The organism is Caballeronia sordidicola, from assembly GCF_002220365.1.
GTDB classification, from domain to species: Bacteria; Pseudomonadota; Gammaproteobacteria; order Burkholderiales; family Burkholderiaceae; genus Caballeronia; species Caballeronia sordidicola_C.
The window spans coordinates 1-14,203 of the sequence record NZ_MTHB01000240.1; the positions used below are offsets into that span (position 1 = coordinate 1).

Annotated in this window: 12 protein-coding genes and 2 pseudogenes; 12 read left to right on the forward strand and 2 right to left on the reverse strand. The window is 56.3% G+C overall.

Annotated elements, in window-relative coordinates; translation table 11 throughout:
- The coding region (locus tag BSU04_RS47210) for a hypothetical protein (RefSeq protein ID WP_089164544.1) at nucleotides 1–194 on the reverse strand (194 nt) is incomplete at its 3' end.
- A gap of 1,176 nt (nucleotides 195–1,370) precedes the next feature.
- Between BSU04_RS47210 and BSU04_RS33370 the strand changes: the two genes are divergently transcribed.
- The 3 genes from BSU04_RS33370 to BSU04_RS33380 all read left to right on the forward strand — a co-directional run bounded on the left by BSU04_RS33370 (nucleotide 1,371) and on the right by BSU04_RS33380 (nucleotide 5,146).
- Nucleotides 1,371–2,588 carry a ParA family protein gene (locus BSU04_RS33370; RefSeq protein ID WP_089164545.1) on the forward strand — a complete coding sequence of 406 codons (1,218 nt, stop codon included), beginning with the start codon at nucleotides 1,371–1,373 and terminating at the stop codon, nucleotides 2,586–2,588.
- A complete protein-coding gene (locus tag BSU04_RS33375) occupies nucleotides 2,585–3,604 on the forward strand; it encodes a ParB/RepB/Spo0J family partition protein (RefSeq protein WP_089164546.1) in 1,020 nt (339 codons plus the stop codon). The genes BSU04_RS33370 and BSU04_RS33375 overlap by 4 nt, the downstream gene beginning before the upstream one ends.
- 252 nt (nucleotides 3,605–3,856) lie before the next feature.
- Nucleotides 3,857–5,146, forward strand: a complete 1,290-nt coding sequence (locus BSU04_RS33380; protein ID WP_089164547.1) for a hypothetical protein — start codon at nucleotides 3,857–3,859, stop codon at nucleotides 5,144–5,146.
- Nucleotides 5,147–6,189: 1,043 nt separating this feature from the next.
- Here BSU04_RS33380 and BSU04_RS33385 read toward each other — a convergent pair.
- Nucleotides 6,190–7,101 carry an alpha/beta fold hydrolase gene (locus BSU04_RS33385; protein WP_089164548.1) on the reverse strand — a complete coding sequence of 304 codons (912 nt, stop codon included), beginning with the start codon at nucleotides 7,099–7,101 and terminating at the stop codon, nucleotides 6,190–6,192.
- 303 nt (nucleotides 7,102–7,404) lie between these two features.
- On the opposite strand from BSU04_RS33385, the gene BSU04_RS33390 reads away from it, so the two are divergent.
- From BSU04_RS33390 to BSU04_RS33430, 9 genes and pseudogenes are all read left to right on the forward strand, one after another.
- A complete protein-coding gene (locus BSU04_RS33390) occupies nucleotides 7,405–7,764 on the forward strand; it encodes a hypothetical protein (protein WP_256983647.1) in 360 nt (119 codons plus the stop codon).
- Nucleotides 7,765–7,775: 11 nt separating this feature from the next.
- Entirely contained in the window at nucleotides 7,776–8,030 is a 255-nt protein-coding gene (locus BSU04_RS33395) for a DUF1488 domain-containing protein (protein ID WP_256983648.1), read from the forward strand.
- Between the two features lie 340 nt (nucleotides 8,031–8,370).
- Nucleotides 8,371–8,904: a hypothetical protein gene (locus BSU04_RS33405; protein WP_256983649.1), complete on the forward strand. Its 534-nt coding sequence runs from the start codon at nucleotides 8,371–8,373 to the stop codon at nucleotides 8,902–8,904.
- Between the two features lie 588 nt (nucleotides 8,905–9,492).
- Nucleotides 9,493–11,445: a site-specific integrase gene (locus BSU04_RS33410; protein ID WP_089164552.1), complete on the forward strand. Its 1,953-nt coding sequence runs from the start codon at nucleotides 9,493–9,495 to the stop codon at nucleotides 11,443–11,445.
- Between the two features lie 148 nt (nucleotides 11,446–11,593).
- Entirely contained in the window at nucleotides 11,594–11,869 is a 276-nt protein-coding gene (locus BSU04_RS33415) for an HU family DNA-binding protein (protein ID WP_089164553.1), read from the forward strand.
- A 350-nt stretch (nucleotides 11,870–12,219) separates the two neighbouring features.
- On the forward strand, nucleotides 12,220–12,552 hold the full coding sequence (locus BSU04_RS33420) for a hypothetical protein (RefSeq protein WP_144021431.1): 333 nt from the start codon (nucleotides 12,220–12,222) through the stop codon (nucleotides 12,550–12,552).
- Nucleotides 12,553–12,783: 231 nt separating this feature from the next.
- Nucleotides 12,784–13,314 (forward strand): annotated as a pseudogene (locus BSU04_RS48155) (zinc-binding protein); the annotation flags it as partial.
- 159 nt (nucleotides 13,315–13,473) lie between these two features.
- Nucleotides 13,474–13,578, forward strand: a pseudogene (locus BSU04_RS45900) (SEC-C metal-binding domain-containing protein); the annotation flags it as partial.
- 167 nt (nucleotides 13,579–13,745) lie between these two features.
- Nucleotides 13,746–14,203, forward strand: a 458-nt coding sequence (locus tag BSU04_RS33430; RefSeq protein ID WP_144021432.1) for a hypothetical protein, incomplete at its 3' end; no start/stop codon positions are given.

The window sequence follows — 14,203 nt, forward strand, 5'->3', positions numbered from 1 at the left end:
TGTTCGATACCGTTCTTTAAAACCGATTCGCAAAACACCAACCGCGATCGGTAGTAGTCGGCGTGTACCTGTGCATCGAGGATTCGTTGCTCAGCTTGGAATAGCTCCATGCGTAACTCTGGCAACGCTTTTTGAGCCTGTTGCTCCACGGTAGGCGCGTAGCGAGCCGCCCAACTTGCTAACCATCGCAGCATGTCTGATCTCCCTGAGTTGCCACACGTGAGACGTTGGTGACTGCGCGACTCTTATCAGGGCGCCCTACCCCACGATCGCAAAACCACCGTTTCACGCCTCTGACTAAACATACCAAATATTGTGACGAATGCGATGGGTGTCAGGCCGATAAAAGAGCGCGTGTTGCGGAAATGCCCCGCCTTCGCGGGCAGTGGCTAAAACGGCGCAGGTCCGTTGATCGCTTTCTACCGCTCCGCCCCAGCGCCGGAGATCACGTTAGGGCGCAAGAAGCGCGCGATTTTTACAAATTACGTATCGATTGATACGCTTTGGCGGTTTTGCGGAAGGGTGTTTGGTTTCCGTACTCGGCGGCGCTACCAATAAGCGCTGTTCCGCGCGTGACAGTGGTTCGCCGTGGAACATTTCGCGTGGGCGAGCGTTAGCCGTTGATTATCCGAAGGTTTTTGCCACGCGCAAAAGATTGCGAGTGTTCCACGATTTCGCAAAGTTGGTGCGGGGGAGCCGTTATAAGGGGCTTGCGCGGCGTTATTCCTTCACGATGCGCGTCGGTTGTCCTCCACCGCCCGGGCAACGCCAATCGCCCGCCATTCCTATCGCGCCGCAAGGTTAGGTACTGGCTCAACATGCCGCGTCAATGCACCGACTCTTTCGCCGCACGCTCCTTCGTCCTAGAAACGCGCCCGATGGAGCACGCGGCAACGGTCCATAAATTTGACATTACCCGCCAAATGTTTAGTAGTTTCACGCTGACTCGCGCCGATAAACACCCAAACCAAGAATGGTACGACCGCCGCTACTGCCCCCATGCTAAAAGTCGGCCGATAAACCACCAATACGAGTCGTCACACTTAAAAGAGGTGAGTCGCGTTACCGGACTTCTACATGCCATGAACGTGACCTGTGAAAATTTCCTCGGCTTGGATCGCTCGCAGCGGATCTCTTCGATTGCCGCGCGCTAGATGAGTGTCGTCGAGCGATAGATTTTTTCGAGAAACGTCTCCCAAGCCCAACAGCCACGGCCATCGCGGCAAATATGTAGCTGAAAAGTTAACTTGCGACCGTGATGTTTACCTAGTACATTTCGATCAATTCGCCATTATTTGGCTTTTACGTCAAATAATGGCGACAAAGTCAGATTCCACCCACGGTCGTTAAAGTAGCAAGGAACATTGCATATGGCTGTAAGCAAACCAATCGTCACGATTGCGCACGCAGTCAGACATGTCCCTCTTCGAGTGGAACTTGATGACATTGAGGGGATAGCGCAGAACGCTAGCGAGATGCTCATGAATGTACGGGAAAGCATGCTTGCGCCGCATCCGCGTAAGCGTGCGCCGGTGTTCTCGACCTCGCAACTCGCGGCACTCTGCCGAATCGATCGGAAAAAGGTTAACTATTATTGGGAAAAAACTGACCTCGGTCTTCCCCAAGGAACGATCTTACCTCGCACGAGGGAATTTACCCTCGCAGAGGCTCGAGAGTGGGTTAGCAAGGTCGGTCCGTTTCCAAAACGCCCTGTCGGCGTAAAAGGGAAAAAAATTGCTATTGGTAACTTCAAAGGTGGCGTGAGCAAGACCACTACGGCGATGACGTTAGCCCAAGGCTTGTCGCTTTTCGGCAGACGTGTCCTACTCGTTGATTTGGATCCTCAAGCATCACTGAGCGCGCTGAACGGGATTTTGGCGGATAGCGAGGTCACGGAGGAAGAGACCATCTTACCGCTCATCTATGGCGATCAGACTAGCCTAGAATATGCCGTTCAGCCCAGTTATTGGGATGGAATTGACCTCATTCCGGCCAGCGCGGCCTTATTTGCGGCGGAATTTTTCCTTCCGTTCAAGCAATCTAAAGATCGAAACTTCAAGTTTTGGGATGTCCTGAACCACGGGTTAGAGCCGCTTCTCGATAAATATGACGTGGTGATCATCGACACGCCCCCTGCCCTATCGTATGTGACGATCAACGCGTTTATGGCCGCCGACGGATTAATCGTCCCGACGCCTCCCAGCGCGCTTGACTACGCGTCATCAACGCAATTCTGGTCTCTTTTCACCGATTTGGCGAAAAGCATGAAATCGATAGTCCCAGATCTAAAAAAGCATTTCGACTTTATCCATGTTCTTTTGGCGAAGGTTGACTCGAGTCAGTCTGCAACCTATGCAGTGCGCGAGTGGATCAACAGGACCTACGAAAGGCATGTCCTCCCAATCGAGATACCCACGACCACCGTCACATCTAGTGCGTCGACGGAGTTTGGAACTGTGTATGACATTTCTAAGTACGACGGAAGCACGAAGACTTATCAACGTGCGCGCGAAGCTTACGACCGCCTCGCGGAAATGATCGATCAGGAAATTTTCGCGCTCTGGGGCGCGGAGTTGGAGGGCAAATGAGTATCAAAGAGAAAATGGCAGCAAAGACTGCCGCTATCGCGCCCCTGAGTCGGGTTCCGCGGATCGCCGACCCCAATGCGGAACCTAAGACAGGACCGGGTAAATTTTTGGCGGCGATGCCTATCCTCGCGGAAAAAGACAGGGAGCTCGAAGCCATGTCGGCCGAGAACGCTGCGTTGCGGGAGCAACTTGCCAAGGGCGCACGTGGGGGGGTTGAGATTTCTCTAGTGCAGCTTGTCGAGGTCTCCAGGCGGCGACGCCACATGTCTAGGGAAAAATACGTCGAGCTAAGGGAAAACCTTCGCCATAACAAGTTAATCCATCCGGTTGTAGTCCGCCCACGGCCAGACGGTAGTTTCGAAATAGTGTCTGGGCATCATCGAACGGACGCTTTTCGAGAAATTGGACGCCAGACGATTCGATGCGTGCTTGATGAGACCACCGAGGAGGAAGCCAATTCCGGAGCTTTTTACGCCAATCTGATGCAGTCGGATCTTACCGACTACGAAAAGTATCTTGGCTTTGCGCAAATGCAACAAAGACAGGGAACCACTCAAGCGCAATTGGCAGAGCAGGCGGGCGTTGATGCAAGTTTGATATCGCGTTTGATGGCGTTCGCGGACCTACCCAACAGCGTCCACGAGATACTCCAGACGCAACCGGGTCTACTCGGGGCCAAGGCGGGCTCCGCTTTGGCGGCGATTGCTCGCAACGGAAACGATGCAAAAGTGATTGAGGTAGTAAGACGCTTGGTCGACAAAGAGGTCGACGAAGGTCAGGCAGTGAGGTTAGCGAGTACCAAAGGAAGTCCTGAATCACCGGCGAAAGCCGCGACTGTCAGCAAAATTAAGACGGGCCGCGCCGTGTACTGTGAAATCAGAACAGCGAAAAATGTTGTGCGGCTACAGTTTCAGTCTGACCAAGAAGCGGCAGAAGTGACGGCAGCAATTAAAGCTGTGTTAGAGCAACGGGCCGCGGAGCAATCTACCGCACATCCATCGGATCCGAAATCGTAAGTCGTTGATTTTATGAACGTTGTCTTTTCCAACATCGAGGGTCTGAATAAATGGCTGCAACTTAATCACTAGAAAAACGAAGGCCTCCGGAACGGCTAATTCCGGAGGCCTTTCGAATTGGGCTTGCTGCATCGCCCTCTGCTGCACTCCCCCGACGGCTAATCGGGCGAAGCACCTACAAATCGGAGTGTAGCGGAAAGCGACTGTCAGTCAAGCGTTTGTCCTCCATTTTTTGAAAATGGACGCATGACTATGCTTATCGCGCAACGCTTCGTTGCTGGCGAGGGTGACGATCGCCCTTCCCCGCTCGAAATAGACTCTACAAACCTCGACAATGAAGCGCTCGGGGACTTCGCGTGTGATCGCTCCAACCTGCCTTGGATAGTCTTCCGGGCAGCGCACCGCGCTAATCACATTGCAGCCATTCCTTCACGCTCACGCGCCCTCCTCGCGGCACTCGCCCGTACCGTCGACGCTCAAAAGCCGTACGCCGCTATCTTCGCCCGTCGAGAACTCCTCACCGGTCGCGCACTGCAGTCCATGCGCACGTTCTACCGCAGTCTTGATGATCTTGCCGAAGTCGGCCTCATCGTGCGAGCACCCCAGAAGCGCCACGGTGATGCGGGCCTATTCGGACGTGCCTATATCCATCTCACGGAAAAAGCAGCCGAGCTGCTGGGACTCGTCGAAGACAAAAATCCACCAGTTTCGGCACAAACGTCGAAATCCCCTAACGCCGGCCCACAGAATTCAGAAGCCGACACCCAACAGGATCCTTTGCTCATCCCCCCGTCTGCCACCGTGGCAGACGGAGTTATATATAAGGATCTATTCCCTAAGAATCAAAAGAGACAACCAGGCACGCTCCCGCTGGACCTTCAGCGTCTGCTGAGCTTGGGTTTTCATAAATTTTTAGTTTTCAAACTCATGCGGGAAGCAAAGCAACACGGCAAGCTTCTGACAGACGTGGTCGAAGTCACCTGGGAACACCTGAGTGCGGCGAAACGCCCCATCAGCTATCTCCGTTCTTTGCTCCGCTCGCCGGTCGATTTTGGTCACCAACTTCGCTCCCATCACGCAAAGATTCACGAACAACGCACGCGTTTGAATGAGATCAAAGCCGTTGACGCCCTCGCAGCACATCACGCCGGGCAAGTCTTTTTCGACGAAGCCATCAACCGCCGCTTTGAGATTTCTGCGGATGGCAACGAGATCGCTATTCGCGATTGCCGTGAGCCGCGCGCTCGCGTGTCCGCCGCCGGTTGGAAACTGGATTTTGCTGCAGCACTTAGAGCCGATCGGTTGCTGAGCGCATCACCGTCACACGACGCTGTGTTTGCCGAGAAATGTACGTCCGTACCTTCAGTCGCCAGCGTTAGCGTTCGCGTAGAGAGCGATCCGAAGAAAAGCGCTAAGTCCAACATCAAACCCGCCCTGGCAGCTGCTATTTCCGCACACCTCGCGGATATGAAGCAGCTCCTTCGGGCTACATGCGCCGGCGTTCGAAAAGATTTGGTTGCGCAACCTAATGCCGCGACCTGATGGCTAATCGCATACTCTCGAGAAGTACCCCTGGAGTTGCTTGCTGCGCCCGTCCGCCATCGAGAAAACCTTCGATACCCGCCCGCCTTCGGTCAGCAGACTCCAGGAGATGACAGAGGCGGCGGGGCAGTGAGCAACCACACTCACTCGAACACACCGCACCTGCAGGTGACACCGTATACCTAGCGGTCTGATCGTAGCTGTGGAGGTGGGGCGAAAGAGACGTGACGTGCACTTCGCTATCTAGGGATGCAGATCTCTCATTCTCGGGTTGGACTATTGATTTTCATGCGACCCAGTACGGTTTGATTATTTGATACTTGTAACGAAAAATCTAGGGTCGCTGGGAGACGATCATGAGCCACGCAAAGGGAAAGAAGCACAGCGAAAGCTATGGTCTCGGCGCCCCTCGTCCGAAGTCAATCTCCGAAAACTAGCGCACTCGCTCACGATAAGCGCAGTATCGACAACGCAAACGTGACGATCTATGCGCCGTTACTGCAATCAGAAGTAAGTCAGTACCGTATGCGATTAGTGAGCGAGTCGTAAGTAATAAATTAGTAATCCTAAAAGTGGTGGAGAGCCTCGATCTAAAACAGGATGCAGCCCTCGTCAAGGCACAGCCCTTCAAGACGGAGCCGCTCGATAGTTGCACAGCGCCGCGCGCGCGCCGAAGCAGAACTCGGTCGGAGAGGGCCTTTGCGCTTAAACGATTAGAATGAGCCGCCGTTTGATGTCATGCTCAGTTAGCTCGCCTTGGTTTGCAAACGAATGTCGCCGAAGGCTCAACTCGAGATTTGTGCCTCCAATGTTTGGCAGAATCGCATCGCTCACGCTCCCGATGTTTTTTTAAGTTTAACTAAATAGATTGGGCTTTGCGCTCTGACGCAAGCTTGTATAGCCGCCTGCGTGTGTTGTGCATAGGGAACGATTGGATGGTCTGCGAAGGTCGGCGAGTGCGAGACGGCAAGAGGAGAGGGCGCTCGCTGATCTGGATCTGTAGTGCCTCGCACACACGTTTTCTGATTCCGACAGGCAAGCAGCTAATCTGCGCTTCCAATGCCGGCTCTTAGGCCCCGTTCAACGATGGAGCTTATTACCTCGGCGAACTCTTCTGGCGCTTCGACGCACGACGTATGGCCCGTTTCAAGCACCACAAGCCTCGAACCCGCAATACCGTTGAGCAGGCTTTGTGCGTGGTACAAAGTGCGAGCCGGGTCGCGACTTCCATGAACCACCGCGGTGGGAAGGGATGATAGTTCAGTGAGCATGCTTGTGAGGTCAGTCTGTTGCAAACTGCGCAAGCTCTCGGCGGTCGCCTCAGCAGTAATGCGGCGTGGATATGTCATAAACGAGTCCACAAGCTCGGCGGGGCAGACGCTTCCGAGCGAGCGTTCGGTCATGGCTTTCCACAGTGGCGGACCCCATGTCTGAAGGACGCGCTCGATAACCGATTCGACATCGCCATGTCCCTTTGTGTTCGCTCCGCTATTGCTCAGCACGAGACCAACCACGTTCGTTTTCGTCGAGCGTAAATTGATCGCAGCGGCGAGCGCCGCGATCGGCGTTCCTACCGAATGTCCTATCAGCACGGTTGGTCCGATCTCTGTTATTAGCAGGGCTACACGTTCTGCAACCGAGTGAAGATCGTGCGGGCCGGCACCCTCGAGCCAGCCCACACCGATGGCCCGGAGCTTGACCATTCTTGTGACAGGTGCGATGGCGTTTGGCGGAATGAGAGCTCCGGGCAAGAAGACGAGGGTCGGTCGGTTTTTAGGCCCATGACTGAGATGGAACTTGGCTAGCGCCTGCGTCATTGATTTACGTCCATTTTGTTGCTCGATGGGAGTCGCGCGGCGACGTCGCGATGCTCGTTCCAGGGGTTCCGTGATTTCTAAAATGATACGCTGAATGCTTCCATGAGGCGCTGTGGCTGTCGCATGGGCGATCAGCATTTTTGGAGTCAACTCACGTACTTGAATCAGTCAACTGCTACTTTTGATTGGACGAACCGGTATCCAAATGCGTAAGCTTGCGTGCTATCGTCGCAGTGGCGGCTAACACTGATTCGTAGGTGTCGCTCTGTCTGCCGCGACCTCTGATCGGACGAATCGGTGTGGAGATGTTGACCCGTGCGGCCTCTAAAGAAACCATCGCGACGCGACGTACTGGTGACGGCTTGCGAAGAATTAAATGGCGAATTTTAGCCATCTTCTTTCGGTGTTTTTTGCAATAGTGAAGGTATGAAAATCCGTGAAATGAGTCTCCTTGCCGACGCGCGTGCTGACCTGCTGTGTTATCCGGTCGCCACGGCGGCGGCGACTTACGCGCTAACCAGTGACTGTCGAGTAGATCACGTGGCGATCTCGTGTCGGTCGTGGCTTTCGCGCAACCGGCTGAGTCTGCCGTGGCTTGATCGCGTTCGCCTTGGGCAGTTGGCGCTGCAAATTGCGCAGCGCGACGTTCGCGGCGTGGGCATTGCATTAAAACAAGCCGACGTTCAGGGTCTCTTCACGGGCGACATGAAGTTGAACCCGGCGAGTACAGTCGTTCAGCGGATGCTTCAGGTATGTCGCCATGCGTTAGAGGATCATCGGGTCGCATGGGGATGGCAATGAACGCAACCAATTTGATTGAAGCCATCGTCGTTGACGGCGGACTCGCGGTCGCCTTCGAACTTATCGCTGCGGGACGCATCGTGAAATGCACGGTATCTCGTGAATCGTTGCAAGACTATTTTTGGCTTCAATCCGATGCGGACGAGGCCCGTGTGCTCAAGATCTTCAATGACGGCTGCCACCGAATCGTTGCTATCGCCGAGCGCAAGGCGCGTCGACTCGCGGCGGCTTCCATCCGCCTGGAGGCGGCAGATTTTCAGCGGTAGGCGAGAGGATAATGCGCGGGAATGAAACTACAATACAAGCATGAAAGTTGAAAATTCAAATCCTCGCGAGGCCGCTGCGCTGGCAAGAGTGGCCGAGGCCGCTCGCGAAGTGCAAGCTGCGGCGGCTGCGATAGAGGCTCGCTTCACCGCGGTAGGCGAGCGACAGGCTTCCGCGTTGGAACTTGCACGTCTAACTGCAGCAGTCCAAGAGCTTGAAGACGCTCGGTTGGCCTTGGCCGTCGTCATCGATGATGGCAATGGGTGACGGCGCGAGAGGGCACTCTGTTGTACGCCGGGGGAAGACACTCAAAACGAGTGCTGTCGAGGACGTTAAAACGGGTTGGAAAATTTTCCGGCGGATTTCCCTGCCGGAGGCCGTGTGTCGCATTGGTTAACCTCTAAGAGAGATGTGGATATTTTCTATCACTGGAGGGACTTCGCGCTTGATATGAAGGAGGGACGCATTGGTACGCTCGGGTCTGACGGACCCCTGCTTGAACAACTGAAGGAACGCCTCCCTCGCAAGGTCTGGACGTTTGTGACCCCGAAGGGGAAGAAGGACCGGCTACAACTCATCGGCTCGTTTTTAATCACTGAGTCGAAGCCTGTCTCGTTCGTACCCAAATGGAAACACAACCTGTTTTACGATGTCACGTCTGCCCGATCTGTCCTCTACACCAACTCGGACAGCCCTGAGAAAATTGATGAAGTGAGCGACTATTTCAATCGCCGATTCAACGCGACGGGCAAATCGAATCTGCATGGGGAGAAGGGCGTCCGCGAAATGGAAGCGGATGTCGTCCGTGGTTTCGAAAAGCTCGTGCAAGACTACGCGACACGGCAATTAATGGATGGATTGCAAGCGATGCGCTAAAGCGCAGATTAGAAATGTGAATGTCCGCGGAAACCTTCCACTTACGGAGCAACGAGACGGCGTTATTGTGACAATTTTGCGTACTGATGTGGCAAAAGCTTAAAACGGTCGCTTGTGACGACGTGCTGCGTTTTTCGCGACATATGCAACTAACGATCTGTCTCGCTCATTTCCACGAATTTCAACCGACCGCAGACTGAGCTGCCGCGACGATGGCCTTAAACTGCGCGACTTGGATCGGAGCAACAAGCTAACCAATATACGGCGATCCGCAATAGTCCTCCTCAATTATGGCCGCCGTTGCGATCGCCGCGCCGAAGTTATCGGGGTCTTTCCAAGGTTTAAACGTCTCACAACTTTAGTTCTCATGCATTGATCTAAGCGACGCGTCGAAGCAAAAGAACTCAGGGAGTCGTACGTTGCTATTTATCTATCGATTTACCAAGTCTGATAGTTGTTATTATCAGATAAGGTTTTAATGCGTAAAATCGGGGGTATCGCACTTTACCTCTCACTTTGACCTAATGATCTGCTTGAAGCTCGTGGTTTCCCCTGCGCGACGCGGCTTCGATGCGCGGAGGAGGGCGCTTGGCTAACCAGACCCAGCAGTTGGTCTTGCCGGCCCCGCGGACTTACACGCGCACCGACTTCACGGCGCTGCGTGCGTTCGTGCAGCACATCGCACCGGCGGTCATCGCGCGCCGCTATTACGATCCCGATAACCGCGCGGTCTCGCCGCAGGCGGCGACGCCCGATGCGATGGAGCGGTTTCTGCGCACGATGCTCGATGATCTGGTGCAACTCGCATTGCGCCACGGCTCAGCGGTGCTCGCGTCCCACCTGAAAGCGTCGATCAAGCAGCACGGCAGCGCAAAGCTCACCGCCGTGACGCTGCGCATGGTCGAGCAGGCGTCGACCTTGGCGGCAGCCGTGCCCGCGCCCGATCATGGGCTCGGTCTGTGGTTTCGCCCTCTGGTGACCAAAAGACTTGTGGGGGAGGGGATCAACACGCTGGGTCAGCTGATCGCCTACTGCAATTCGCACGGCGGAAGCTGGTGGCGATCAGTACCGCGCATCGGACCGCACCGGGCCCGGGTGGTAGTCGCCTGGCTGCGCCGGCACGAGCGCACGCTCGGCGCGAAAATCGACGCCGATGTCGACACCCGTCCGCTGGTGCCGGCCTCCGATCTGGATAACGTGGTCGTAATCGGCGGCACGGTCGAGGCACCGTTACTGGCGCCGTTCGAGCGGCTCGCGATTCCGACAGCGCTGTCGGGTGAGCACGGCAGCAATCGTGCGCGCGAGTTCGCGTTTATCCGCGCGCAGCACGATCTTGCTGCGGTCCACGCGTATCTGAATCGCTATCGCGACCGGCCACCGACCCTGCGCGTGTACACCAAGGAAATCGAACGGCTGGTGTTGTGGCTGGTGGTGATGCGCGGTGTCGCGCTCTCGTCGATGACGGTGGAAGACTGCGAGGCGTACAAGGATTTTTTGAAGGGACCGGTGGCGAGTTTTGTGGGACCCAAACGCTCGCGAGCAAGCGGCCGGTGGCGACCCTTTACGCCGGATGGCTTGTCGGCTGACAGTCAGGCGTATGCGGTGCGCGCGATTCGCGCCGCGTTCGCGTGGTTGACGACGGTTCGCTATCTGGCGGGCAATCCGTGGAGCGCGGTGACGGATCCCGCGACGGTGACGAAGGAAGTTTCGGTGCAGGTCGATCGCGCGTTGTCGGCTGATCTCTGGGCGATGGTGCGCCGGGCACTCGATCAGCGCTGCGGGGACCAGCTGTTGAACGAAACACCGGAGCAGGTACGGCAGTGGCGCACCGCTCGCGCGGCAATTTTGTTGATGGGTGAGTCGGGTCTACGGCGCGAAGAAGCCGCCCATGCTCGCCGGGAAGATTTGCGTCCGGTGCGTCACGCGGCACCCGTCAAGGCAGGCAAAAAAGCGGGGGAGGGCGGTGCGGCGCAAGTTGAGATCTGGGCACTGAGCGTGGTCGGCAAGCGGCGCCGGCAGCGGACGGTGCCGGTGAGTGCGGCGACGCTTCGCGCGCTGCGCGCGCACTGGATTGATCGCGGTGAAAACTTCGATGCCGCTCGCGACGATGCGCCGCTGATCGCCCCGCTGGTGATTCCCGCGACCCTGAGCGCACGCGCCAAGCACGGTATTGAAGACGACCACCGAGGCGAAGACCCGAGCGAAGGGAAAACCGACGGTGATGATCGTGCGCAGAATAAGCGGGCGTATGCCCCGGATGCGCTCGCGCGGCTGGTCCGGCAGGGTATCAAACAGATCGCCGGTGAGCTGTTACGGGAGGGTGTCTTATCGCACGACGCCCATGCGCAATTGCTGGAAACTTCCGCGCATGCGTTTCGTCACACCTTTGGTACACGGGCTGTTGCCCGGGACATGCCCATCGACGTCGTTCAGCGCATCCTCGGTCACGCCTCGCTGCAGACAACGTCCATTTATGTGCGCGCCGAACGGCAGCGCATGCTCGATGCCGCGGCCCAATACTATTCAGAAGGCGGCGGATAGCCGCCGCCGGCGGCCAACTCAGACGCAGTAGCAAGGTGCTGCGGCCGTGAAACGGCGTTGCTCCGCATCGCCGTCGCGTGCCCGGTGCGTTATCCTGCGGGCTGGCACGCATACCGGCTGTCAGTTCGCTTAAATGGAGAGCAAAAAAATGAACAAGCAAGAACTCATTGATGCAGTGGCAAATCAAGCAGGCATCGCAAAATCCGCCGCCGCTGAAACGATCGACGCATTTTTGGGCGCCGTGACGAACGCGGTGGTCAAGGGAGACCCGGTTCAACTGATCGGGTTCGGGTCTTTCAGCACGGGTGCGCGTGCGGCCCGAGCAGGGCGCAACCCGAAAACCGGCGAAGCGCTTCAGATCGCTGCCTCGACGACGGTCAAGTTCACCGCGGGTAAGGCGTTTAAGGATGCGGTGAACCGGTAGGGAGTTGAACGCCGTTTGCACTCGCGGTGCGCTCGTTCGGCACACAGTCGGTGGCCGACGACGTGCCGGTTGATGTGGGGTAAAAGGTGCTCGGCCATGCGTCGCTGCAAACGACATCAATCTGTGCAGGCCGAGAAAAAGCGCGTGCTTGAAGAAGTGGCGGGATACTACGCCCGTCAACACGCGAACCATCCGAAAACGCCGTCGCTCTGACCACTCGTTCCATGAAGCGCAGACCCGTTCGCAAGCCCACTCGCCAATCCGCGCCACTCACGCGCAAAGAACTGCTACCGATTGCGGCGAGCACCGGGCGCGCGATTTCACTTCGAAACCACCTGTCCCTCGCCACCTTGAAACAAGGCAAGGGCAACCTCGATGCGGCAAGCGAACTGCTGAAAACAACCTACTGGACCTTTTACATCGCGGATAAAGACACCGGCATCCAGCACGAAGCAAGCTTCGTTGCGGCGGAGCAAAGTCTCAAAGCGTGCATCGTTAAGGGAGATGCCAATGGCGTGTGGGCGCTGTCATCGGACGACGCGGCACACGTGCAGTCGATTCTTGGGATCCATGACCTGCAAGTCGCTTCGATGCCGCTGCACGTGCTTGAGAAGGCGAAAGCGCGCCTGGCAAAATTATTTGAAAAGGACGGGGGTTTCCCAAGCTTCTGTCTTGAAGAATAGCGATTTCAAATCTGGAGGTTCCGGCTCTCGTAACATGTAACACCTGTTGCGTATCCCAGCTTCCAGGATCATTTGGATCCTCCGGACTGACAGGCACATAACCTCCCGAACAAAGCCCGCCGAACGGCACCTTCACTAAATCATTCGAGACGGACCTAATTAATGGAAGACCGGTATTTTCAACTACTCGATCAGCTTGCCGATCTTGGTGAGAACCTGTGCCGTTCGCGCATGGATCCCGACACCTGGCACGAATATTTGCAATCGGGCTTCGACCAGTCTCACGTGCCGGATTTGATACGAATTCTGGACGACGATACGCTGCACGAATCGGAATTTGCTGGCACTGCGATGGCACCGATCCATGCGTGGCGCATTCTCGCCGAACTGAAAGCCGTCGGGGCGATTCCAGCTTTGATCTCCCTGTTACCCCGCGTAGACGACGATGATTGGATCGGAGAGGAATTCCCAGATGTTTTCAGCAAGATCGGCCCATCATCGCTCGAATCAATCGAGTCGTATGCACGCGATTCCAGAAACGGGGAGTTCGCTCGAATCTGTACGTTTCACTCGATTTCTCAAATGGGATGCGACCATCCAGAACAAAGGACGCGATGCGTCGAGATTCTGACCGATCTGCTGCGCGTGCACGAGACAAACGATCCGAATATCAATGGTTTCCTCGTTTCGGCATTGTCCGATCTAGGGGCGCTCGAGTCTTTTGAGGTGGTCCGCGAAGCCTACGAAAAGAATCATGTGGAATTGAGTGTGTTGGGTGGCCTACGTGAGGCCGAATACTATTTCAAGATTGGCGCTAACGACTACGACGGCGTAGATGCCTTTGTAGAGGAAAGGCTCCATCGTCTCCGCGAGTTCTCAGAATCTCACCCGTTTGAGCCGACTCAGATCATTGAGAAACCCCAACCCATGGTCGCCGGTCGCAAGGTCGGGAGAAACGATCTCTGCCCATGTGGGAGCGGGAAGAAGTACAAGAAGTGCCATGGGTTTGCCGGAACGCTGTACTGAGGATACTCAACATGACCGTGCCTCCCATTCCGTGCATGCCAACTCCGCCTACTCTCGGCTTCACCCGTTCGGTAAACCAATTGAGCAACGAAGACAAAGTCTTGCCACATCCACGAAGTACCGCGCACCATCGTACTTGGGCCGAGCGCCAGGCAGAGAAGCGTGCCGTGCAGCAAGCTGAAACTCAGGCGCTCTCGCAGCGCATCCAAGCCTCTCGCGATAACGGGGGTGCAGATGAACTTGAACGTGCCCGCCGTCGTCAGGTGGCTGAGCTTGAGGCGTTCCGTTCGTTCATGGTGTCAGCACTCGATGCCCCCACCTCAGGCGACCGCGCCTGCCTGCGACCTTCGATGTCGTCATTCAAGATGGTTTGCGCGCTCATTGCGCAGCGTGCTCGGGAAGACCCCGCCTTGCTTGAGCCCGAGCATCGTAAGACGCTCGGTTTTTACTACCGTATGATTGCCGCACCGGCGTACTGGATCACGCTCGCCGATCAATTGGTCGAGCATGCCAAAGCCGGGGTCACCCGTGATGTCACAGCGCTCGGACCTTTCGCTGGACTGCGGGTGAGCACGCGGGCGCTATTGCTCGCGTCGGGAATCGAAAACGTCACTCAACTGAAGGC

Excerpts from the sequence above, each read along its gene's own strand:
- BSU04_RS33370 (WP_089164545.1), top strand. The coding sequence starts at position 1,371 with ATGGCTGTAAGCAAACCAATCGTCACGATTGCGCACGCAGTCAGACAT.
- BSU04_RS33390 (WP_256983647.1), top strand. The coding sequence starts at position 7,405 with ATGAGTCTCCTTGCCGACGCGCGTGCTGACCTGCTGTGTTATCCGGTC.
- BSU04_RS33415 (WP_089164553.1), top strand. The coding sequence starts at position 11,594 with ATGAACAAGCAAGAACTCATTGATGCAGTGGCAAATCAAGCAGGCATC.
- BSU04_RS33375 (WP_089164546.1), top strand. The coding sequence starts at position 2,585 with ATGAGTATCAAAGAGAAAATGGCAGCAAAGACTGCCGCTATCGCGCCC.
- BSU04_RS33385 (WP_089164548.1), bottom strand. The coding sequence starts at position 7,101 with ATGCTGATCGCCCATGCGACAGCCACAGCGCCTCATGGAAGCATTCAG.
- BSU04_RS33380 (WP_089164547.1), top strand. The coding sequence starts at position 3,857 with ATGCTTATCGCGCAACGCTTCGTTGCTGGCGAGGGTGACGATCGCCCT.